18 protein-coding genes and 8 pseudogenes are annotated in these 23,490 nt (G+C 43.4%); 19 read left to right on the top strand and 7 right to left on the bottom strand.

What is annotated here, in order from left to right:
- Positions 1-347 precede the first annotated feature (347 nt).
- The 7 genes and pseudogenes from EOS98_RS09940 to EOS98_RS09900 form a co-directional block, all read left to right on the top strand.
- Positions 348-743 (top strand): DUF1398 domain-containing protein, encoded by a 396-nt coding sequence (locus tag EOS98_RS09940; RefSeq protein WP_063809172.1) that lies wholly within the window; start codon positions 348-350, stop codon positions 741-743.
- Positions 744-1,071: 328 nt separating this feature from the next.
- Entirely contained in the window at positions 1,072-1,548 is a 477-nt protein-coding gene (locus tag EOS98_RS09935; RefSeq protein ID WP_063809171.1) for a hypothetical protein, read from the top strand.
- A gap of 1,628 nt (positions 1,549-3,176) precedes the next feature.
- Positions 3,177-3,422 (top strand): hypothetical protein, encoded by a 246-nt coding sequence (locus EOS98_RS09925; RefSeq protein ID WP_001051755.1) that lies wholly within the window; start codon positions 3,177-3,179, stop codon positions 3,420-3,422.
- A gap of 183 nt (positions 3,423-3,605) precedes the next feature.
- The gene (locus tag EOS98_RS09920; protein WP_024798203.1) at positions 3,606-3,809 is read left to right on the top strand and encodes a FimD/PapC N-terminal domain-containing protein; all 204 of its coding nucleotides are present in this window, start codon (positions 3,606-3,608) and stop codon (positions 3,807-3,809) included.
- 696 nt (positions 3,810-4,505) lie between these two features.
- Positions 4,506-5,519: an acyltransferase family protein gene (locus EOS98_RS09915; protein WP_071991613.1), complete on the top strand. Its 1,014-nt coding sequence runs from the start codon at positions 4,506-4,508 to the stop codon at positions 5,517-5,519.
- 118 nt (positions 5,520-5,637) lie between these two features.
- Positions 5,638-6,376, top strand: a pseudogene (locus EOS98_RS09910) (tyrosine-type recombinase/integrase); the annotation flags it as partial.
- Positions 6,377-7,265: 889 nt separating this feature from the next.
- Positions 7,266-7,922 (top strand): annotated as a pseudogene (locus tag EOS98_RS09900) (UDP-glucose--(glucosyl)LPS alpha-1,2-glucosyltransferase); the annotation flags it as partial.
- Here EOS98_RS09900 and EOS98_RS25105 read toward each other — a convergent pair.
- Positions 7,920-8,057, bottom strand: coding sequence for a glycosyltransferase (locus EOS98_RS25105; RefSeq protein WP_371326678.1), 138 nt, complete (start codon positions 8,055-8,057; stop codon positions 7,920-7,922). The pseudogene EOS98_RS09900 and the gene EOS98_RS25105 sit on opposite strands and share 3 nt — an antisense overlap.
- A gap of 140 nt (positions 8,058-8,197) precedes the next feature.
- Between EOS98_RS25105 and EOS98_RS09890 the strand changes: the two genes are divergently transcribed.
- Positions 8,198-8,356, top strand: coding sequence for a lipopolysaccharide 1,2-N-acetylglucosaminetransferase (locus EOS98_RS09890; protein WP_072274730.1), 159 nt, complete (start codon positions 8,198-8,200; stop codon positions 8,354-8,356).
- 235 nt (positions 8,357-8,591) lie between these two features.
- Here EOS98_RS09890 and EOS98_RS09885 read toward each other — a convergent pair whose 3' ends face one another.
- Entirely contained in the window at positions 8,592-9,011 is a 420-nt protein-coding gene (locus EOS98_RS09885; RefSeq protein WP_000354410.1) for a GNAT family N-acetyltransferase, read from the bottom strand.
- A 369-nt stretch (positions 9,012-9,380) separates the two neighbouring features.
- Here EOS98_RS09885 and EOS98_RS09875 point away from each other — a divergent pair, with 369 nt between their 5' ends.
- Positions 9,381-9,647 (top strand): hypothetical protein, encoded by a 267-nt coding sequence (locus EOS98_RS09875; protein ID WP_077248438.1) that lies wholly within the window; start codon positions 9,381-9,383, stop codon positions 9,645-9,647.
- A 168-nt stretch (positions 9,648-9,815) separates the two neighbouring features.
- Entirely contained in the window at positions 9,816-9,956 is a 141-nt protein-coding gene (locus EOS98_RS09870) for a hypothetical protein (protein ID WP_001576018.1), read from the top strand.
- A gap of 145 nt (positions 9,957-10,101) precedes the next feature.
- Here the strand turns inward: EOS98_RS09870 and EOS98_RS09865 are convergent.
- Positions 10,102-11,310 (bottom strand): annotated as a pseudogene (locus tag EOS98_RS09865) (IS256 family transposase).
- 69 nt (positions 11,311-11,379) lie between these two features.
- Here EOS98_RS09865 and EOS98_RS09860 point away from each other — a divergent pair.
- From EOS98_RS09860 to EOS98_RS09840, 4 genes and pseudogenes are all read left to right on the top strand, one after another.
- Positions 11,380-11,847, top strand: a pseudogene (locus tag EOS98_RS09860) (tyrosine-type recombinase/integrase); the annotation flags it as partial.
- Positions 11,848-13,102: 1,255 nt separating this feature from the next.
- Complete coding sequence (locus EOS98_RS09850; RefSeq protein WP_001233453.1) at positions 13,103-14,017, top strand: DMT family transporter; 915 nt, start codon at positions 13,103-13,105, stop codon at positions 14,015-14,017.
- Positions 14,018-14,149: 132 nt separating this feature from the next.
- On the top strand, positions 14,150-14,308 hold the full coding sequence (locus EOS98_RS09845; protein WP_000480735.1) for a DUF5993 family protein: 159 nt from the start codon (positions 14,150-14,152) through the stop codon (positions 14,306-14,308).
- Positions 14,309-14,317: 9 nt separating this feature from the next.
- Complete coding sequence (locus EOS98_RS09840) at positions 14,318-14,932, top strand: disulfide bond formation protein B (RefSeq protein ID WP_126524017.1); 615 nt, start codon at positions 14,318-14,320, stop codon at positions 14,930-14,932.
- A gap of 408 nt (positions 14,933-15,340) precedes the next feature.
- On the opposite strand, the gene EOS98_RS09830 is transcribed toward EOS98_RS09840, so the two are convergent.
- Positions 15,341-17,320, bottom strand: coding sequence for an alkyl/aryl-sulfatase (locus EOS98_RS09830; RefSeq protein WP_024798201.1), 1,980 nt, complete (start codon positions 17,318-17,320; stop codon positions 15,341-15,343).
- Between the two features lie 395 nt (positions 17,321-17,715).
- Here EOS98_RS09830 and EOS98_RS09825 point away from each other — a divergent pair, with 395 nt between their 5' ends.
- Positions 17,716-18,846: a GGDEF domain-containing protein gene (locus EOS98_RS09825; protein WP_126524016.1), complete on the top strand. Its 1,131-nt coding sequence runs from the start codon at positions 17,716-17,718 to the stop codon at positions 18,844-18,846.
- Positions 18,847-19,132: 286 nt separating this feature from the next.
- On the opposite strand, the gene EOS98_RS09820 is transcribed toward EOS98_RS09825, so the two are convergent.
- Together EOS98_RS09820 and EOS98_RS24845 are read right to left on the bottom strand one after the other, a co-directional pair.
- Positions 19,133-19,528 (bottom strand): DUF977 family protein, encoded by a 396-nt coding sequence (locus EOS98_RS09820; protein ID WP_024798200.1) that lies wholly within the window; start codon positions 19,526-19,528, stop codon positions 19,133-19,135.
- Between the two features lie 14 nt (positions 19,529-19,542).
- Positions 19,543-19,653 (bottom strand): annotated as a pseudogene (locus EOS98_RS24845) (replication protein); the annotation flags it as partial.
- On the opposite strand from EOS98_RS24845, the pseudogene EOS98_RS09810 reads away from it, so the two are divergent.
- The 3 genes and pseudogenes from EOS98_RS09810 to EOS98_RS09795 form a co-directional block, all read left to right on the top strand.
- Positions 19,650-20,014 (top strand): annotated as a pseudogene (locus tag EOS98_RS09810) (recombinase RecT); the annotation flags it as partial. The pseudogenes EOS98_RS24845 and EOS98_RS09810 overlap by 4 nt on opposite strands.
- Positions 20,013-20,321: pseudogene (locus EOS98_RS09805) on the top strand (tyrosine-type recombinase/integrase); the annotation flags it as partial. The pseudogenes EOS98_RS09810 and EOS98_RS09805, both read left to right, overlap by 2 nt.
- A gap of 939 nt (positions 20,322-21,260) precedes the next feature.
- The gene (locus EOS98_RS09795) at positions 21,261-22,061 is read left to right on the top strand and encodes a hypothetical protein (RefSeq protein WP_079944157.1); all 801 of its coding nucleotides are present in this window, start codon (positions 21,261-21,263) and stop codon (positions 22,059-22,061) included.
- Between the two features lie 28 nt (positions 22,062-22,089).
- Here the strand turns inward: EOS98_RS09795 and EOS98_RS09790 are convergent.
- Positions 22,090-22,232, bottom strand: a pseudogene (locus EOS98_RS09790) (helix-turn-helix domain-containing protein); the annotation flags it as partial.
- A 476-nt stretch (positions 22,233-22,708) separates the two neighbouring features.
- Here EOS98_RS09790 and EOS98_RS09780 point away from each other — a divergent pair.
- Entirely contained in the window at positions 22,709-23,479 is a 771-nt protein-coding gene (locus tag EOS98_RS09780; protein ID WP_000758583.1) for a transporter substrate-binding domain-containing protein, read from the top strand.
- The last annotated feature ends 11 nt before the right edge of the window (positions 23,480-23,490 follow it).

Below are 23,490 nucleotides of genomic sequence, written 5' to 3'. Positions count from 1 at the left end.
CCTGCGGGTTAGCCGCTTTTTCAAAACCTATAAAGTCGCCATGCCAAACCTCTCCGCCACTGTAACCCTTATCTAAATATCAATTAATTAACTGATTTTTATATATTATGACTTTTCATGGCGTTCAGAAAAACTACAAATGAAATGGATTGACTCATCTATTAGTGGTCAAAAAAACGCGCTACGAGAAATAATCAGTAACAATTGCAACACTATTCCAATCATAATGTAAACTATATGATACCAGACGATTATTATTGCTTTTAGGTAACATCTTTGTATGGCTGCTTTTAAGCAACAATACTCTAACACAACATATAACATTATAACTTACAATAGGTTAACAAATGGAATTACAGCTTATGCTTAACCACTTTTTCGAGCGCGTCAGAAAGGATGCAAATTTCAACGCATTTCTAATCGATCTGGAATATAATAATATCGCTTATTACATCTATTTTGTTGCTACCGGTAATGTGAAAATTATCACTCATGCAGGCCACTTCATTTCTATTAAAAGCAATAGAAAGCTGATTAAAGTCAATTCAACATCAAATACGCAATTAATAAAATTGACTTCAGCCAAACACTTTTCGGGGGAACATTCCTATGAAAAATACTGTACCGATCTGGCAACAGCAGGCGTTTTTAAATGGATTGTTGAATTAAACCAAAAAACTCGACAATACTGGTCGAAAGACAACCAATTATTATATATAGAAAATGTGGTCATGCCGCTTTAACAAGCCAGGGTAATAATAGCGTCAGTCGTGACATTCGGCGTGTTACGACTGCGGATTATCCATTTAGAGACCATAATGAGAGTCTGACTACGAGAGTTACCCTGTGCAGTCCGACCGGCGCAGCAACGTTTGACACGATGCTCGACAACAGCATCTCCTGATGCAGGAGAAATGATATTCAAAGCGATATCGACTAAAAGCTCAAAATATTTGCCTGCTATTTATATTCTATCTAATTAATACCCTCCAGGAAGTGTGGCATAATTGCAGAATCTGTCAGGATTCCGGGAACATACCGGAGCGTAATCGAAAAACCATCTGGAGATGTATGAGCAAGGATGAAATCAGTTATCAAATTCTTTACCGGTACTCTCTGGAAAAACTATACAGTACTCTTACCAGAAGAGTAGATAACGTGCTGTCATTCGCCCTCGTTTTTCTCGGGATCGGCGTCACCATAAACGTCGGGAGTCCCTTTATTCTGGGGCCAGGCATTGTGGGTATTGCCATACTAAAAAGAGTACTCCGCTTCGGCACGCGCTCAACACAGGCCGACCGGCAGTCCCGCGCCTGGCTGAAACTTTTTAATACTCAGCACCGCTTTCCTTCAGATAAAACACTGTTCCTTGCCTTCACATCGCTTGAGCAAGACACGAGCGAAGTATGGTCCATGCTTATTGGTCCTGCTATCGTCATGACTGAGACCGCCCTCGGAAAAACGCCCATTGAGCCATTGACGGCGGGTGAAAAACTCTGCGCATTTTTGAGCGGCGCGACGAAATCCCAGCCAGCAGCTCGCAATTGACCTGTCTTCTAAACGTCTGTGCCATACCACAGAGATTTAGTACAAAATTAATTAATGGAGTACTAACGCTGTCAGCAGGTTTCTCTGAGTGAAAGATTCGTATTATACGCACAGCCCAGTTTACAGTTTATATAACAGCGCTATATGTTTTTGTATCCGTACCATGCCGCCTACAAGCGGCTGTCTGAGTACCTCTAGCAGTGCCAAGGGCGAAGGGCAATTAGTTAAACGCCATCCCAGCCCTCCCCTTAGCAATTATTTTTTTATCATTTCATGGTAGAGAGAAGGTATTTCTCCAAGCGAATGGAATACCGGTAAATGTAAGTACGCTCTTTTACCTTGCCCATGATACCACAGTCCCAGCACACACTTTCCAGCACTCATCAATTTCAGTGACGCGCTATCATCTCCACCAAGAATAATCGCCATAAATACTTGCTCGCGCCATAAAAAATGCTTTATTGTGATAACCTACAAGTCGAGTATTTCAGCAGCATAACGCTGTTTGGCTAAAAAGATATAAATCCTTTCGGCAACTGAAGAGACCGTGATATGAAATTCTCTCAACTGCTGCAATAACAATTTTCGTCTAACCGGAGACAAAGGAATACTTCCAGAGTCGGCATATGTTGTATCTTTAACATTTCAGAGCTCAACACGACTGATAGCCAGACTACTCCAGTAGGCAGTGTTAGCTGTAGTAGTTTCATACTATGTTCAGTGCTGCGAAGTACATGGCGACTATCGTGATGACCATCACAATTAAAGAAATATGCCGCTTCACCGATGAATCTTTATTGCATTTGAGCCAGGACAGTTTAAAACATTAGAATTAATAACCTTACATTTGATTTTGTAGCAGTATTTCATCCTGTTTTCGTTTCGGTCTGAACACAGACTTGAAATTATCATTCATGATATTGAGCTCTCCCGCAAAATAAAAGACACATTTCATCAATAATATTATAAAATATTTCACAATCATGGTAAACACTTACAAACAAGACATTCGACATGTTAGTTTTTTTAAAAGTGCTTCTTTCATGATTACTCTTAAATCACAATTATAAACGTTTATCGTATCGATCTATTTTTTGTTATTTTGATTCAAATTCACTATTATTATCAATGAATTATATTAAATGTCGGCGTCCCGGGAGGGGGCCAGACACTTTGGTGGTGTGGCTTTTATTATTGATACCCGCTTTACATGAACGTCTCTCATTAATATTTTCAGACCTATCTTCAGCCTGTGATCAATAATTCTCATTCGCTCAAATGACATTATCTATGCGTAATAAAATAATGCTTACCCTAGCGACTGTCGGTATGATATATGGCGCGTCGACTTTTACTGCTGGCGCTATTGCCACCACTGACGCTGGCGGGAGGGCGATGACTTTAGTGTCTCAGCCATTGATGCGTCGGGCAGCATTGTGCCGGACAGCGAGAGCATCAAAGTAGACCAGGGTCTCAGCAGCAGGCAAGTCTTCGAGTTCGGTTTCAGTTATTATCAATCTTACCGGGTATTTATTTGAGGGCCTCGGAAGTACTTCGGGCGCGGGTGCCGCCACTATTCAACAGTGGCCATGACATTCCCGAGTGTTCTGCCCCCACTGGACGGTCATTTGGCTAAAGGAGAAATAGCAAATACTGCAAGCAATTCTGTTACCAATGTGGCTATTCAGCTTCTGACAGGTGATGGCGTTAATCCTGTGGACCTGAGCAAGGCACCTACAGCAGGTGATATTACGCTGGATACCTATTCGGCGACTAATAAGCTGAATTTCTTTGCACGTATGATAACCGCTGGAGGATCAATCTCCCAAGGCACTGTCGGCACCACAGTCATCTATAATCAGAAACACTTCTGATACGGCCCACAAGCCGATATTTATTTCAGATATTAATAAACAGTTTCGCTGTCCATTTATCTGGTATGTCCGGACGCCAGAATTGTTTATTTCTTCAGTGATGCGCTGTTATTTCACGGAACGGTTTAAATCAGCAGCGGCGGATTTTCATTTATTCAGGCAACACGGATAGCGGCTTATACCATGAAACTGAATCGGCCTACACTGCTAATTACTCTGAATATACTGTTGTTGCCAGTAGAGACGACGGAGTTCAGCGCCGATTCTCTTAAAAACAGTGACCACCTCAGTGTGGATTTATCCGCCTTCAGCCGGGATGGCTATATTGCGCCAGGGAATTACCTGCTTGATATTTACGTGAATGACAGACTCATTCACAATCAATAAAACGTCAGTGTGGTGGAGATTAGCGACGAGCACTCACGGTTCTGCATCATCTCTGCACTGGCAGACATGCTCGGGTTAAAAGAGGAGAACCGCCGACTACTCGGGCCCGTCCGGCAGTGTCTGAAACTGAACACTACGCATGGTAAAGTAACATACAGCCCGGATAACCAATCTCTGTTAGTCACTCTGCCCCAAGTCTGGATAGAATACCAGAATCTGGCTTGAGTATCCTGGCCCGCTGGAGTGATGGTGTTACAGCCGCCCTGCTGAGCTATAACCTGATGACGAACCTGTGGTCTACATTCCACTGGTATTGGCATCTGAAGCTGCACGCGAAAGATCTGGCTGGAAAATGGCATAGCCATTCATAGTCTCAGCCAAGCATGTACTGCAATTGACCCTGCAGATCTCGTCAATTTTGAATCTCTGGCTGTCGCTTGCATATGCTGGGTTCTCCTTAGCCCCCTCGTTCCTAAGTTTGTAATGCAGAGACGGTTTTTATGTTTGTAAATTTTCTGGCGCGATGGTTTTGCTCACAAGTGGTAAGTTGTTTTTCTTTTCCAGTGTAATATGTTAAATTTCTCGCACTGATTAATTCACTTTTTGTACGACATGCACAATCTAACGCCAGAATTATTGCAAACTCCATCTGTAAGAAGCAACAGAGACAGAAGTCTTGATATAGCCAAGGGAATTATGATGCTGTCTGTTGTTGCTGGACACATTGCAAATTTCCCATTTGGGGAGGTATTCTATTACTATCAAGTTGCCGGATTTTTTCTGCTATCGGGTTATTTCTTTCATTACGACAAGTATGCTGACAGATTTAGTAAATTTTTAAAAAGCAGATCAAAGCTTATTTGTCAGTACCTTATTTATTCTGCGATAATCATATCGGCGCATAATTTACTTACTGAGTTTGGGTTACAACCTACAAATTACATTTATTACTCACCTACTGATTATGTCACAGCATTTATACGGTCTATAACAATACCATCTGAAGCACTGGCAGGTGCAATGTGGTTCATACCAGTATTGATTTTAATGCAGTTTGTTTTTTATTGGCTAAATAGAGTGGTTAAAGAAAATAAACTGCTAATTGGATCTTCAGTTTTAATTTTATTCTTCATTGGTTGGTGGATTGTAAAAAGCAATGCAATTGCTAACAATCCCTACATAAACACTCACATTCCAAACGCACAATACTTCGTCTATTTGCCGTTTTTCTACATAGGCTATGTATTTAAAAAATTTGGATTCAAATCCTTGAGCAGCATAAATGCTATGCTGCCAGCGCTAATCGTCATAGTCCTTAGTTACATTGTAATACGGCCAACTATGTATTTATACGGAAGCATTGATCCGTATTGCTTTATCTTTTTATCGCTTATTAGCATTTCTCTCGTAATTGGTATTTCTTACCACATAAAATCTAACATACTCGTTAGATTTTTCACAACAATAGGCGAGAATACAGTACACATCCTCGCTATGCACTTCTTCTTTTTCAAGATAGCAACTCTTCTATTAACCATTGTAGGGCTCAAGCAAATTGATGATCTTCATCGCATTGACGGCCCATCTAATGGGTCAATCATTGAAACAATAACATATCTTTCATTCGGTATAGTTTTCCCATTAGTTCTTGTATCCTTAGTAAGGAAGATAAGAAGTAAGATTTTTGTAAATAAATATTCTCCGGCATAGCCGGAGGTTTTTCAGATGCGTCTGTAAGGCTATCTTACCCGCAGCCCCTAACAGGCGCATACGATCTAACATTTACATTAAGCTTCGTTACTTACGGCCCGTAAACGGACTGCCCGGATTAGGAGAAATGATTCTGGCAGAAGTAAGCACGCGTCATGTTGCAGAATTTCTTGAGCTATGGATCGCGGAAGGTAAAAACACGATGGCGGGGGCGACGAGGTCTGTACTATCTGACATGTTTTGTGAAGCTGTTGTAGAAGGAAGAATAACACTGAATCCGGTTGAAAAAGCCAAGGTACCAAAAATTGAAGTTGCAAGGGAGCGCTTGCGAATAGAGGTTTATAATGCTACACGAGCATATGCCCTCATGGTTCCCTCTCGCGATGGATTTAGCACTCGTTACAGGTCAACGTAGGGAGGATATCGTAAACATGAAATTTAATGATGTTTTTGACAACCGCTTATACGTAACTCAAATTAAAACCGGAATGAAAATAGCTATTCCCCTATCCCTGACCCTTGAGGTGCCAGGGTTACGTCCGGGAACGGTTATCGATCGCTGCCGGCTGGTAAGCAGAACCGATTTCATGATCAGTGCAGGAATCAGGAAAAATAGCCCGACCGGGAATATTCACCCGGATGGGCTCACAAAGAAATTTGTAAAAGCCAGAAAAATTTCAGGTGTTAAATTCAGTGATAACCCACCGACATTTCACGAGATCCGTAGCCTGGCTGGTCGGCTGTACAAAGACGAACGCGGCGAGGAATTCGCTCAAAAACTACTGGGCCACACCTCAGAGAACACCACGAAACCCTATCTCGATGAACGCAATAATAAAGCTTACGTGATGCTCTGATTTTACTGTAAAAGAAATGTTAACCCGGATTTGGATGTGATCTAACCAAAAAGACCGGAATACAGAAATTTGAGGAAATTTCGAAGGGAAACACATAACCCATTGATTTACAATGGAAATAAAAAGAGACCGAATTCGATTCCTGTTCTCGCTAAAAATAAAAATTCATTTTAAATTCATATAGTTAAACAAAAAACCACTATTTTATCGTCTGAAATACGTTCCGTTGCGTTCTAATAGATTCAATTAGTTATCACTTTTTCCGTTTTAATTCGGGCAGATTTCGGGCAAGTTTTCCTCTTATTATTAGCTCTCCTGACCGCATGAATAATAACGTTTTTTTAACGAATAACGATTTCGTTCTTAACTAGCTATGGAGTTTTATAAGTTCACCAGATGTCACATCCCACACTCGACATCTTTAGCTAGCACGCTAATCTATAATCTGAGAAAATGTTAAACACTTGCCGCTTGTGACAAAAAACAGATTTTAAGCGAAAAAGCGAGGGTCTGCTGTTAAATATACCAATGATTCAGGTAGCTATCATTATACCGGGACACTGCAAGAATCCACTTTATTGCTTGTATTCTATTGAGTTTTCCGCTACTTCTTCGAACTAACCACCGTCATCCTACCGCCAAGTAGTGAGGTACTGCAAACCAGCTAGTTCATTGAGCACATCGCTGCGGCCATCATCAGTGTAAAAGTCGAAAGGTTCGCATACCCCAATAAATACATAGCAAGAATATTAATAGCTAACGAAGTTGTGAGTTGGTTCATGTTTTTTATCTGTTACGTATGAAATAAGAATTATCTGCAATGTTAATGCGAAGCGTCAGGCGCAGTCGCCTCGTTGAGTAAAAACTCAACAAGATTTACGGAGTTACAATGATCGATAAATTAGTGCTTACGGTTACACCAATTTTCTCCATACCACCGCGTGGTGCAGCCGCAGTAGAGATATGGATGTACCAAGTTGCACGGCGAACAAAAACTACCAAACAGAATCGCTTGTATTAAGAATGAAGGTTATAGCGATTTTTTAAAGGTAAATGACCATTGTTCTGTTCATCGCATAGGTTTCAGCGGACTCTATAAGCGCCTCTTTCAGAAGTGGACTCGCCTTGACCCGCTCCCCTACTCACAGCGCATTCTGAATATTGCAAAAGACTTTAACGTTACCGATGATAGTGTAATCATCGTTCATAACAGCATAAAGCTGTACCGCCAGATCCGCAAAAGAGCCCCAAAGGCAAAAATGGTTATGCATATGCATAATGCTTTCGAACCTGATGGGTTAGATCAAAACGTTAAAACGATCGTCCCCAGCATGATTTTGAAGAAGCATTATCAGGCGTACCTGCCGGATGCTGATATCGCTATCGTCCCTAATGGTATTGACCTGGAGGCCTATCAGAAAAACGCTGTACCACTGCAAAAGTCTGACCTGGGAATAACTCCGGAGAAAAACGATTTTCTTTGCAGGCCGTATATCACCGGATAAGGGAGTGACTTTGCTTTTACAGGCGTTCGAACAACTCCTTAGGGTACAGGCTTTCCTGCCCCCATTGCTTCAATTGCAACCATGCAGAACGGTTCCTGGAATTGAAAGGGAATAACAACCAGATCTGCTAACGAATAGTAGTTGTATATCTCTTCAGGCGTTACACCTCCAACCATATGACAGTGTGGTTTTAGCCGTTCTGCTAATTACCGCACCTCACGCTGATAGGTTGCTTTTTCACCTTTACTTTTACTCATATAGTTACCAACGACAACTAACTCTATATCGTTGTGTACTGGTCAGTACACGCGGCGGGATGACTGAGTTCGTAAAAGAGGGGGATACCGGCTTCCATTTGCAGGAGCCAATGACCCCGGAGACCATTGCCAGGGACATTAATAAAGCGCTGGCATCCCCTGATTTAAACAATATTACCTTACATGGACAACGTTGTGTGGAAGATAAATTCCCGTGAGAAAAAGTAACCCAGCGGTTTGAGGAAGTGGTTAATAACTGGTTTAGATAATTAATGTGTATTAGCTCAAATGTGAGCTGACATATCTATGGCACAGCGCCAAACCTAATCTGACTGTCCGCCCTGTGCCAGAAGCGGACGCTGAACATGGTGTGTACAGGCCAACAATACGATATATTTTAAAGCTACCTGATTGCAGCTTTCATAAAGCTATGGGTATTCAAATGCAGCAAAGCTATAAACCGGGCTTAATTAAATAATGCCTTTGCGAACCTACTTTAGGAAAGTCCGGTAGCGACATTTGAAGTATATAACCCTGTTTTTCATAAAAAGGGAGAGCCTGGAAGCTAAAGGTATCTACAAGTCCATGAACACAGCCTTTCCGCAAACCTTCTTTTTCGGCCATCTCCATAAGTTTACTACCCAGACCGTTGCTCCTTGCAGATTCACTTACCCAAAGATAGTCGATGCAGAGCCACGGACCTTTTCTGTCAGCAATTAATCCGCCTACCATTTCGCCGCTTTCGTTTCTGCAGTAGACCCCAAGCTGCCCATTTTTACTAAAATCGACGAACTGAGCATTGTAGCTTCTTAATCCGGTTAATAGTTCTTCTTTATCAAATTCAGTAACTTGATGTGTGATTTGAATGTCCATACATGCCCAATTGAACAAGTTTGTATTTGGAATATAACATTATAAATAAGTTAATTAAATGTATCAATAGAAAGTTTGTTTTTACTCCTGGGGGCAGGCCACGTCCGCTACTCGCTTAAAGCAAACTGTCAGTTGGAGTCTGAGCTGGTACAATTAACGTGCCACTGGTTAGAAATCAGTAATACGATTTTATCAGGCTGATACTCTGGCCTGTCAGGATTTGAGGTATCCACCCGGTTTACCAGCCCACTGTATTTGGCACCAGTGGAACCCACTTCCCGATCCAGGATATCCAGTATCCACCGCCGAACCTCTTTCCCCAAAAGATATGTGCAACCTCAAGCGCCTTGTCTGGATGATGACCACGGTATGAAGTTTGATAACGCGTGGAATCAGGGCGTTTGGTACGCTCTCCGTTCAGCAACTGGACGCCCTTCTCCCCAGCCTTTCAGCGTTGAAGATTTGCCAGCGCTGGGTGAAGAGTGTAGGCGAATTATGAAAATCACTTCTGCCGTTTATACTTCGAAAAAGACGTTATCAGAAAGGTGGTTCGCAAGCGCGGAGTTATTAAACCTTTACTTAACGAAATACGGTTTAAGTTGCTTGAATTGCAGCAGAAAGAAAACGACGGCTTGATGATGCTGGACAAATTAAGCGAGCATGGCATCAATGGACTGATACGCCGTCAATAAAAGGAAGGGTGCATGGACGATCCCGTCACATCACCAATCACAACAGAAGAGCACAAAACAACATTTCACAGCGTAAAGGATAAAACACGATGCCATTTTCAATCAAAAACATATGTTCAGGTCCACAAGGACACTACCCAGAAATCTCCAGACCTATACAGAACAAGCCAGTACCGAGGAATTGCACACTGATCTCAACAACATGCAAAATACAGGAGTATACAGTATTCAGCAGATGTTCCTGCAGTTTTGAAATGCGACCACCCGGTACAGAAGAAAGAACCCCACGACTAAAACTCTCAGCAACAGAGCTCTTATGGCTATCTAAAACAATAGAAACAGAGATGCGCAACACAAAAGAATGAGCCTGTCAGTAATTCTGTGTAACTGCCCAGTTATTAAAGGTGATCGCTCAGGCGGTCACCGAACTCGATAATAAAACGGCTCATCGCCAGCCGCCAGTTCTGGATCGGCATACTCCATTTTTTTGACGCATCCTTGATTGCCAGATAAATAACTTTTCGTACTGAGTCATCCGTTGGGAACACCTTGCGTTTCTTAATCGCGGCACGGATCACGCTGTTCAAGGATTCGATTGCGTTTGTCGTGTAGATGGCCTTGCGGATATCCGGCGGATAACTGAAGAGCGTATTGAGGTTTTCCCGGTGCGCACGCCAGCTTTTGCTGATTTGCGGATATTTATCGTCCCGGACTTTCGCGAACGCATACATCGCCATCAGTGTCGCCTCTTCGGTCGGGGCCTGATAGACCGTCTTCAGGCCGCTGGTGACGGCTTTGTAGTCTTTCCAGGCTACGTATTTCAGGCTGTTACGCATCATATGGATACTGCACAGCTGAATATGGGTTTGCGGGAAGACGCTATTTATCGCATCCGGGAAGCCCTTCAGACCATCCACACAGGCAATCAGGATGTCCTGAATGCCCCGGGTTTTCAGCTCCGTCAGCACGCTTAGCCAGAACTTTTCGCATTCATTTTCGGCCAGCCACATACCCAGTAACTCTTTCTGGCCTTCGGTGTTGATACCCAGTGCCAGGAAGACGGCTTTGTTGATTACGCTGCCATTCTGACGGACTTTGACGACAACGCAGTCCATATAAACAATGGGGTACAGCGCATCCAGTTGCCGGTTTTGCCTCTCAGTGACCTGCTCTTTTACGGCGTCGGTGACTTTAGATATCAGCGAAGGTGACACATCGGCGTCGTACATCTCTTTGAAGGTGGCGACGATTTCGCGGGTAGTCATGCCTTTGGCGTAGAGGGATAAAATTTAGCTGTCCATCTGCGTAATGCGCGTCTGGTGCTTCTTAAGTAGCTGCGGTTCGAAGGTGTTTTCACGGTCACGCGGCGTGTTCAGTTCGATCTCGCCGTCATCGCATAACACCGTTTTTGACGAGTAGCCATTGCGGGTGTTTGAGCCTGTTTTGAGCGCATTTTTCTCATGCCCGGGGTGGTCAGTCAGCTACGCATTGAGCGCCGTTTCGACGGTTAATTTCGCCAGCATACGGGAAAACGGATTGAGGTCGGCTTCGGTTTTAAGGCCTTTAGCCAGTTCAGCCGCAAGGAATTTGAGTTTCTTTTCGTCCATAATTGCCTGTCTCCGTTACTGGAGTGAACATATCAAAAGCAGGCAATTACACAATTTTAATTACAGTCTCAGTTCAGTCACATTATTGATGAGCGACTGTACGTTAAGCCAATCAAGACCGGGATGAAAATCGCTCTGCCACTTTCGCTCAACTTTCCTTCCATGGGTTTACGCCTCAGTACGGTGATTGATCGTTGCCGCCTGGTAAGCCGTAGCGAATACCTTATCAGCGCTGGCATACGCAAAAACCGCCCGAACGGGAGTATTCATCCTGACAGCCTGACTAAAAAATTTGTTGCGGCACGAAAATTGACCGGAATAAATTTCAGTGAAAACCCTCCGCCGTTTCACGAGATCCGCAGCTTATCCGGACGACTGTATAAAGATGCTTACGGGGAAGGGTTTGCTCAGAAACTCCTGGGACATACTTCCGAGAACACCACGAAACTCTATCTCGATGAACGCGATAATAAAGCTTACGTGATGTTCTTATTTTGCTGTAAAAGAAATGTTAAACTGGATTTGGATCTGATATAACGAAAAAGCCCGGAATACAGAAATTCTGGAAAATTTCGGAAATTTCGGATTATTGATCATAAGCAACTGATTTATAAGAAAAACAAAAAGAGACCGAATACGATTCCTGTTTACGGCAACAATTGATCTTTCTCTTTAAATTCATAATGTTACATATTAATTAGGTGATTTTAACGATTAGAACACGTTATTTTTGATTCTAATAGATTCAATTAGTTATCACTTTTTACGTTTTAATTCGGACGTATTTCGGGCCATTTTGCGTATAAATCCCCCGACCAAACAAACTCACTGCCCAATACATCACTCCCCTCTTCCATTGGGGGACTCCCGATGCCAAATACCCATGTAGACGAAGGCTTAATAGTGATGCCAACAAAAGCGATCGCGAAAAGTTGAACAGATGCCTGGTTTCAGATTAAACACATTGGTTAGTCATCCTGAACAAGTAAAATCCGCCGCAACTGGCAACCATTCAATACTCGCACTATCGAACGATCGCCAGCTTGCCGCAGCCCGTTCTTGCATACGATGTGGCTGCGGTTCCATCATATCAGGAATGTGAAAATCTGGATAAACCTGCCACTTAACCTGAAGCAGGTCTTCATAGCGGGTGGTATACCGAGGCGAAAGCATTTCTCTTAAGGTCGCCATATAAAAACATTCTATTACAACGAGTTATCTCCTCCTGCCTCCGCCCCGGCGCAAAGCTATAGTTTTTTTCTATCTCCTTGTGAAACAAACAATTATTCTTGCTATGGTGCTGATTAACAATCGTTCGCGGGCAACGTACATTCAGCGAGTTTCAGAGCTTCCTGACGGAATTCCGCCGGTGCTGTTTCCGGGGCTTCTTACTGGTTGATACAGATCCTGCCTCTTACTTGAGAATTTACTCATTTAGCCGTATGTCCATTATGGGTGGATAAGATCATTTATCATCGTAAGGGTTGAAAGCGATAAGTTAAACTTGTCCTGGCTCAACAAGGGAACCCGACTAATGATGAGCTCTTCATCTTCAAGGCGTTTTATGCCTTCCAGCAAGAATAGACATTAAATCGACAACTGCTGCCAGGTCTTGCAGGCGCAGTGGACAATCGTGTGGTAACAGCCTGAGTCATTTCTTATTTTTCTCATTCAGCATAACTGCGTCTTCTGATAGAGAAATTTTTATCTAAACATATAAAAAACACAGTGAAGAAAACGCTACTTTTTTCTAGCTAAAAAGCTAAATTAATTTTTTTACGGAGAGGATCTTATGCGCAAGGTGTCGATATCTATATTATTCATGCTAGTTTCACTGACCTGGGGGACTACATGGTTGGCTATGCGAATTGCCGTTGAAACTATCCCTCCAGTGTTTGCAACCGGAATGAGGTTTATGTTTGCAGCACCTTTTTTAATCATCATTGCATGGTTAAGAAAAAAAACACTGTTGTTTCCTCCCGGACAACGATTATTCCAGTTTGTGATTTGCATCTTTTATTTTTCTATTCCTTTCTCACTAATGATTTATGGTGAAACCTATGTCAACTCTGGGCTTGCCGCCATTATCTTTGCGAATATGCCTGTGGCCGTTTTGATAGCATCGGTTTTGTTTCTAAATGAAAAAGCGAAACTAATGCAGATCGCGGGCTTAACTATCGCAATCACTGCATTGACGGGGATACTTCTTGAAGAAACGAATACAAGTACAGAGAGTCACTGGCAGGGTATCACTGCGCTTATTTCTGCTGTGTTAATCCATGCCATAATATATACACAATGTAAGAAAAGAAGTTGTACTGTCTCTGTTATCACATTTAATGCGCTCCCGTGCCTTTTAGCTGGGTTGATACTTTCTGCGACAGGATGGTTTTTTGAAAGACCACAAGTATCAACCTTCTCAGTACACTCAATATTAGCTACCCTGTATCTCGGGGCTTTTGCCGGAGTTTTTGGTATCCTGTGCTACTTTGCGCTTCAGCAAAAGGCTAATGCCTTCCAGGCTTCGCTTGTATTTCTTATCTTTCCGCTGATTGCGGTAAGTCTGGAAGACTATATTTATGGATATGCTATTTCAACACACTCAATGCTGCTTATTATACCATTAGCTATCGGGATATTTCTTACTCTTGTCGCCAGAAATATCCCTGTAACCAGCAGATGCCGGGATAATTCATCACAGAAATAATCGATTTATAATAACGCAAATAATTCCTGATGCCTTACTGAGCTCCAGCTAATGCGGGGTGGATAAGCTGGAATACAGACCCGGTAATACACAGCGATTATATTAACAAGCAATGTAATAAAGGAGTTTTTTATGTTCATGTTTCTGCCATTCTTGCTTGCACTGAGCGTGGCAATGGGAGCCATAAACAGAAAGGATAAAGTCAGCTACATTCTGTGGGCCGTTTTACTCATCGTCACTATTTTATCATTCATCCATCATATGACCAATTCGCTGACTTTGTCATTTTAAGGAGTGTGTATGAAAACGCATCATCATCCAACAACATTTGTTCATCTGATTAATCAGATGGGACTCCTTGGGATATGCGTTGCTCTGGTTGTAGCCTTTTATTATCAACTCGTTAGGCATGAGCTGCCTTGTCCAATTTGCTTATTACAGCGGGCTGGCCTCATCATCGCCGGTTTTGGCTTTTTATTTAACCTCTGCTTTGGTCTACGAGGTATACATTACGGGATGGTAATTATTGGCAGTATCCTGACCGGAGTTATGGCATCCCGGCAAATATGTTTGCATATCATGCCCGGTGACACAGGATATGGTTCTGCATTTTTTGGATTACACTTTTATACCTGGACTCTGATTACGTCAATTCTCATTATTATTGCTGTTGCGGTAGTTCTGGCAATCAGTAGCATGAATGCTGCATTTCGTTCATTGAATATTAATCCGAACCTGTTCAGTATTGTCGGTTGGGTATTTCTATTACTGATTACTGCCAACCTTATTTCAACTGTACTGGAATGTGGCAGAGGGGAATGTGCTGCTAACCCGGTCACATATAAGCTACTGTCGAAGCAGGATATTGCCTTTCTGAAAACAGGCCTCCTGACGAGGACAGTTCTCCGGTTATGACGCACTTTTAAAATGACTGATTGGTAAATATATAGCAAGCACCTGTCTTGTAGAAACTGGAATGGTTATGGGCTAACACGGAAGTTTCAGTAACGTTGAAATGGTGCAATAATAGGAATCAAACTTATAACCTTCGCATTACGAATTAGTAGAATCACATTTAACTAACTAAAAGCATGTTGACCAGACTCGCAGACCATTGAATCACGCAACAACCAGTTACTGTCATCTGATGAAAAAGGCTGTGCATAACAGAATCAGGACTGACTGGCATCAGGGTCATGTGCTTCAGCAGCAAATACATAAAATGAAGCAAGATATAAAGAATGAAGGAAAAATCGAGTATGAAAAACGTACAGAATTGTCTGAAGTAACTTCCCTGCAGCATTGACGCCGCAGGGAATCTATTTATGGTGTAACTATATTGAACCAGAACTCAAACTTGTCCATATAGCCCAGCATCTCATCCAGTTTCGCAGCATTACCGGTAACGTTGACTTCTCCTTTATCTTGAGCCTGCTTCAGAGTTTCTTCCTTCAGGATAATTTTATTCAGCGTGTCACGGTTCAGAGTAATCGTGGCATCAGCGTCTTTCGCTTCAGCATTAGCCGTGTGGTTCAGCACGCCATTTTCCAGCTCAAGCTTGTACTTTCCGCCGTCGCTGCCAAGGTCAATATTAAACACCGCCCGGGCATTACCCGCTTTTTCACCGTTGATATGTACAGCCAGGAAATCGAAGAACATTTCAGGGGTCATTGCCCGAACGGTATCCGGACTTGCTGTATTTGGCGTCGGACCTTTAACCACACCGTTACGCAGCTCCTGCGCACCGGTCAGGTAGAAGTTACGCCATGGACCAGATTCAGCCTGATACCCCAATTGTTCCAACGCATCGGCTTCAAGGTTACGTGCATTCTGGTTATTTGGATCGGCAAACACGACCTTACTCACCACCTGAGCAACCCAACGGTAGTTCCCCTGGTCAAAGTCTGCTTTGGCTTTCTGAAGAATCGCATCGGCACCGCCCATATATTCAACAAATTTCTTAGCCGCTTCTTCGGGTGGCAGCTCATCAAGGGTTGCCGGATTGCCATCGAACCAACCGAGATACAGCACATACGTTGCTTTTACGTCATGGCTGATGGAGCCGTAATAGCCGCGGTTGGCCCAGGTTTTTGCCAGGCTATCCGGTAGTTTGAAGTTGGCCGCTATTTCGTCGCGAGTCAGACCTTCATTGGCCATACGCAGAGTCTGGTCATTGATATAACGATACAGGTCTCGCTGGCTTTTCAGCAGACCAACAACATTCTCGTTACCCCAGGTCGGCCAGTGGTGCTGGGCCATAATAATTTCAGCTTTGTCACCCCAACGCACTATAGCTTCGTTGATATATTTCGACCACGGCAACGGCTCACGAATTTTTGCGCCGCGTAGCGAGTAAGTGTTATGCAGGGTGTGAGTGACGTCCTCTGCGGCTTCGATGAGTTTCTTCTCTTCGATGAACCACAGCATTTCCGAAGGGGCTTCCGAACCAGGGGCCAGCATAAAGTCGTAAGTCAGGCCATCAATCACTTCTTTCTGGCCGTCTTTATCAATGATATTAGTGGGCGCAATCAGTGTCACCGTCCCCGCAGAGGTGGTCGTCCCCAGTCCGGCGCCAACCTGGCCGGAGGCATCTGGTTTCAGGAGGTTGCCATACATATAGCTGGCACGGCGGCTCATCACGTTGCCGGCCATAATATTCTCGGCTACTGCTGCCTCCATAAAGCCAGCAGGCGCATACACTTTCACCTTGCCGGATTTCACGTCCGCTTCATCGACAACGCCACGCACACCACCATAGTGGTCAACATGGCTATGAGTATAAATGATGGCGACAACAGGCTTATTGCCACGGTTTTTGAAATACAAATCCATACCGGCTTTGGCTGTTTCCGCAGAAACCAGCGGATCGACAACCGTAATCCCCTCTTTACCTTCGATAATCGTCATGTTGGATAAATCAAGGTTACGAATCTGGTAGACGCCGTCTGTTACTTCAAACAAGCCACTGATATTGATTAGTTGGGACTGACGCCACAGACTAGGGTTAACAGTGTCAGGAGATTTTTCCCCTTCTTTTATGAAAGCGTACTGCTGTGGATTCCAGATGACATTCCCTTGCTCTCCCTTAATCACCTCTTCAGGTAAATCAGCAATAAAGCCTTTATGGGCATTCGTGAAATCGGTGTTATCAGAGAAAGGAAGTTGGTTATAAAGCGCATTGTTAGCTTGCCTGGTTGAAGCAGTGGCACCTTTTGGGGCTTCCTGTGCAAATAAAGGTGTCAGAGCAGTGGAAGAGAGTAGCCCCGCCAGCGCAAAACTTTTAACGATCAACTTAAGTCTCATTTGCACCCCTCATGTAAAAATATTCTGTATCACTGAGTCTGGTCGATTAATTATCTTTTAATTCAAACAATTAAAGTTATTGCTGACCATTTTCTCTCTTTTAAATATAACCAAAACGTTACATTTCGCTATTTATGGATACAAATAAATCGTGTTTTACGCCTGCCAGTTACATCCTCTTTTAGTAAGTGGGGTAAGCTCGCTTCCAGTTTCCGGGAGACACTATAATTCTCCCCCCTACTACAGGAATTGTGACTATAAGTTCGTCACTGTGGAGCAAAAATCATCTCATCAGCCAAAAATGCAGCCTGGCCTGATAGCTTTTCCATTTTTCACCGTGAAGTATCTCCGCACTACACTGGATAGTAATTATTCATTATATGAGGCGATTAAGGATGGGGCAGGATTCGGACGACAGGCGCCGTACCTCCAGTGCTGGAAGGGTATGGCAGGATCATAAAGATATGGTCAGGCAAGCGCTACGTGTAAGTATTCCGTGGTTCACATTTGTGAATATCAGCTTTGCGCTTATCATTTTATTTCGCCACATACTCATCAGTGACTTTGACAAGTCGATCAGTGCACAGACTGGAATACTGCCTTTAATAGACGATATTATGGGCAGTATTATTGTTTTTTCGTTCCTGATACTCCTTTTCATTTACCGCCTTCCGACCAGATTTACTCCTCTTTGTCTGGTGATGCTGCTGATTCTCAGTCTGATGTGGAGCTATTGTAGCTACTGTTTTATTGTCTGGTGGCAGCTGCCTTTTGCCTGGCCTCTCAGTGTCATCCTTATGCTTACCGCGCTGGCTGCGCTTTATTATCATCTGCCAGCGTTGCTACTTTTCATCGTCCCGTTATGGCTGACCGCCCTACTGGCCAGTGTGCAGCTTAACCAGTATATGAATATCCGGTTTTTATTAGTCTGGTTTACTCTTACCGCCATACTCATTTATGGTCGCTTTATCCTGCAGCGCTGGTTTGATGAAGCCTGGTTGCGTTACCAGGAAAACCGGATGCTTATTGCGCGTCTCGACGTTATGGCTCACCAGGATGCACTGACCGGGACCGCTAATCGACGTTCAATGGAAAGTTTTCTTGGGGATGCTCTCCGCCAGACGGAGCCGTTTGCACTGATCATGCTCGATGTGGACTATTTCAAAAACTATAACGACCATTATGGTCACCAGGCTGGCGATGCCTGTCTGGCAAAGGTGGCCTGTGTAGTGAAGAGGTCGATTCGTACTCCGGCAGACCTGGTGGCACGTTACGGGGGCGAGGAGTTTGTCGTTGTGCTGCCTTCTTCGTCGCTGAATGAAGCAGCACTGGTTGCTCAACGTATTCAGACAAACCTGCGTGAAACCGCACTGCCGCATGCAGCATCTGCAGTTAGCGAAACGGTCACCGTCAGCATGGGCATCACCCTTTCCACAGCCGGTGACACTGTTACCGGCATTATTGCCAGAGCGGACGAGGCCCTTTATCGGGCTAAACAACAGGGACGTAATCGTTGGGTAAAGTAAAACCAGTTGCCCGGTGTTTGATACAGATGATCACCTTGCCATACTCAGATAATTAAAACTGAATATTTGGAAGCAAAAAAGACAGTCGGACTCACGGAACCTTTGCGCTGGTACAGCCTGAATATCAGATAAAATTATGTCCAGCCGCAGACAACCAGTTGACAGTGGAATATTCCTGGTGTTGTGAACAAGGCGACATTCACAACACGACCGTGCTCACGGAATTCAAATGCCGAACGGGTGATTACGATATTCACTACCTCTGCAAAGTTATATTATTCGATTTTCATGCAGATTTCGCCTCCCGGTAATATCCCGGATAAAATGCCAGTACCCTTTGCATCGTCACGCTGTTCCGGCACTCCGTACAGATAACGTTTCTGGTCCGGTCGTAGGAACTCACGACACCTTCCGGCGTTTTCAGAAAGCGGGTAATCCTGGCATCTTCACGTTTCTGCTTCCAAAGCAGGAAAGCCTGTTCCGAAGGAAAAATACCGCTTCTCCCGGCCTGATACAGATCCCCACAACTTTCCGCCTTTTCCAGGTAGTGGCGGGCTGTAAAAATGGTTAACCCTGTTATCTTCCGCAGCTCTCCAAACGTCATCCGACCGTGTGTTCGTATCAGTTCCGTCAGGCGCTTCTGTATTTCAGCTTTCTGCGCCGGTGTGTAATTTCTGCTCATAAGTCCCCCCCCTGTTAAAGCCTTCCCGCCGCCTTACGCCGTCTGAATTCTTCCATTATCAGTTGTGCCGGAGTTGGCCCTGCCGGATGGCGCGGCGCTGCAAGTTGACGGCGTACCGGCGGTAGCCACAACGGAAATCCGAAAAGTTCCGGCGCTGGGTGACTGTGACACCATGAGTTTTGTCAGCGCCATCGTTCAGTGTTCCCAGCTTGGGCTGGAACCCGGCGGCGCGCTCGGCCATGCCTATCTGCTGCCGTTCGGAAACAAAAACGAAAAGTCAGGCAAAAAAACGTTCAGTTAATTATTGGCTACCGGGGAATGATCGACCTTGCCCGCCGTTCCGGACAGATTGCCAGCCTTTCCGCGCGCGTTGTCCGTGAAGGTGACGATTTCAGCTTCGAGTTTGGTCTGGAAGAGAAGCTGGTACACCGTCCGGGTGAGAACGAAGATGCACAGGTTACTCATGTCTATGCCGTTGCCCGCCTTAATCGATCGCTGCCGACTGGTAAGCCGAACTGATTTCATGATCAGTGCAGGAATCAGGAAAAATAGCCCGACCGGGAATATTCATCCGGATGGATTGACAAAGACATTTGTAAAAGCAAGAAAAGCCTCCGGCGTTAACTTCAGCAATAATCCACCGACATTTCACGAGATCCGAAGTCTGGCCGGGCGGTTGTACAAAAACGAGCACGGCGAGGTGTTCGCCCAAAAACTCCTGGGCCACACCTCAGAGAACACCACGAAACTCTATCTCGATGAACGCGATAATAAAGCTTACGTGATGCTCTGATTTTGCTGTAAAAGAAATGTTAAACTGGATTTGGATGTGATATAACCAAAAAGACCGGAATACAGAAATTCGGAAAATTTCGGATCGTTAATTGTAAGTAGCTTATTTATAAGAAAAAGAAAAATAAAAAGAGACCGAATACGATTTCTGTTTACGGCAACAATTAATCCTTCTCTTTAAATTCATAATGTTACATATTAATTAAGTGATTTTAACGATTAGAATACGTTATTTTTGATTCTAATAGATTCAATTAGTTATCACTTTTTACGTTTTAATTCGGACATATTTCGAACCATTTTGCGTATAAATCCCCCGACCAATCAAACTCACTGCCCAATATATCACTCGACCTCTTCCACTGGTGGCCTCCCGATGCCAAATGCCCATGTAGACGAAGGCTTAATAGTGATGCCAACAAAAGCGATCACGAAAAGTTGAACAGATGCCTGGTTTCAGATTAAACACATTGATTAGCCATTCTTAACCAGTAGAATCCGCCGCGACTGGCAACCATTCAATATTCGCACTATCGAACGATCGCCAGTTTGCCGCAGTCCGTTCCTGCATACGACGTGGCTGCGGCACCGATCATACCGGGCAGTCGTCAAACCTCCAGGATCGCGCATCGTCAACGATGCAGGTGATCGTGAACAAGATATAGTTTTCCACAGTTCGTACAGGATAGGCCTCCTTATTGCTGCCTTCGCAGTGACAGTAACTGTCCCTGTGTTTTCACATCCTAACCTACCATGTCCCCGATAAGTTAAGTATATGAGCGTAGAGGACCTTTTCGACCATGGGCACAACCTCTAAATCTGAAGGGAGTTCATCAATAGATACAATAATGAACGTTTCTTTAAAGATCTTTGTAGTCAGTCCCTGTTAGGTTGTCGTGACATAAGAATATCGCTTAATTTTGAATACAGGGAAATGTAATTGATTATAAATGTTGGACATGTAGCTACAGAAAAATTCGACACAACTGGAGTGAGCGCCTGTAACAACCAACAGAGTACTTCAGTTGATTTATCCTCCTGTATTATTAATGCTGCTTCAGAATGTACCGTTTTTGTCAGAACAATAATAAAGAAATCGGACAGTTATGATGCTATGCAAATTGACAGGCTTAAAATTGATACGCAGGAAAAATACGACGCTCTTAATTTACAAAGAGAACATCACAAGAAATTTCTGCAAACTATAAAAGCAAACTCTTTTGACAGAGCTATGGCTGAAAGACCAGAAAACCCAATATCTCTGAGTCTAATATATTCTTCCATTGATTCAATAAAATATAACACAGGGAACTGTGCTGATATGTCGCTAATTTTAGGTGCGATTATTGCAAAATATATACCACAAAGACTAACCGGAATAGGATTTTCGAAAAATAATGTATTTGATGCCAGAATAAGCACATCCCTTATGTATAATAGCGCGTCAGGAGGGAATCATGTGGTCGTTTTTTTGACTTTTACTGATTCAAAAGGAATATCGGAATATATACTTGACCCTTGGCTGGATGCGCGCATTTTCAAAAAGGAAGAGTCATATGAAATTTATAAAAACAATAGCAGTAAATATATTAATGAAAATCATTGCTTCGAAGCATACGATAAATACACTGCTATAATGAATAGCGCTGAATATATAGACGCCATAACAAAGACAATAAATATTTTATATAGAGTTAATCTTGATGAAATTCAACTAACCAATCCATTTAAGTTTATATAATTAACTCTTATGGCTGATTAAAGGAGTGTTATTTTCCCATGAATGGCATCAAAGGCATGTTACTCGCCGGAAATTTTCTGTACAACGTCGAAACGCCAACATCATAAATAATCGCTACCTGCTGTCACGGTACTCCGGCCCTAATGAGGCGCCCGGCTGCGCCCATTGTTCCTGTGATTATTATTTAATAACGATTACGAAAACAAAAACTCAACTAACTGAATTAAATAGAATTAAACAAAAGTGACATATAAAAATGTACTTAATTATGTACTTTTGAAATCGTCAGCATACGATCTGCTGATCAACATACGACGTTACATCACAATAGTGAACTGTACGACCTATAAACACGATTACAGTCAGTTCTGACTGAACAGCAGGCAGCCTACCAAGGCACGCTCTTGCAAACAACGTGACTGCGGTAATCCATCACATCAGAAATGTGAAAAATCAGGGTGAAAATTTAATTGAAGCTGTCACTTAACCCGAAGCAGGTCTTCATAGCGGATAGTATATCGTGGCGAGAGGATCTCCCGTTTAATATACCACTATTATTGGATTCCCTGCCCAGTAAAGGTTACCGGTGCAATGGAGAGAAGACAATCTCATCTGTAGTCTACTGATCAAACATTAGGGTAAGAGTAATGAAAAAAGTATATTTTATGTTTGTTATCTTGTTGTCACTTTCAGGTATTCATTCCGCGATGGCAAAACCCTGGCAGGAGATTAAAGAAAGCAAAGAGTTACGTGTGGGGGTGCCTGGTGACTATGCTCCCCTCGCATTTCACAACAAACAAAATAAATTAATCGGTTTTGATATTGATATGGCATATTCACTGGGCAAAGCTCTGCACCTGAATATCCTGTTTGTACCTAGCAGTTGGCCTACGCTGTCAACTGACCTGGCAGCAGACAAATTTGATATTGCAATGGGAGGGATTACAGAAACTCCCGGCAGAAGAAAACAGTTCGCACTTTCTTCTCCGGTACTTAAAAATGGGAAAATAGCGCTGACGCAATGTAACAGGATTAATGACTTCAAATCTCTTGAAGATATTGACCGTAAGGGCGTGCGGATTGTTGTTAATCCAGGTGGTACAAATCTGGACTATGTTGACAAGCATATCAGGTATGCAGATGTTATTCGCGAAAAAGATAATGATGCCACTCTGCAGAGGATTCGTGAACGCAGCGCTGATGTCATGTTTACCGACTTGCTCGAAGGTACTTATTACCAGAACAAAGAGCCAGGCGTCTTCTGCGTATCAACCAGGAGTATCCTCCCCGACACTGCCGGTAATAAAGTCTATATGATGGCGAAGGATAATCAGTATCTTCTTGATGCTGTAAATAGCTGGTTATCTGATGAAAACAGAATCATACTTGCCAGAAAGTGGCAGATAAATCCAGAGTAGCCGCCACAAAA

The sequence above is a fragment of the Salmonella sp. SSDFZ69 genome (assembly GCF_004010755.1).
GTDB lineage: Bacteria > Pseudomonadota > Gammaproteobacteria > Enterobacterales > Enterobacteriaceae > Salmonella > Salmonella enterica.
The sequence above is the reverse complement of the archived record's forward strand: the minus strand, read 5'-3'. Positions and strand labels throughout refer to the sequence as shown.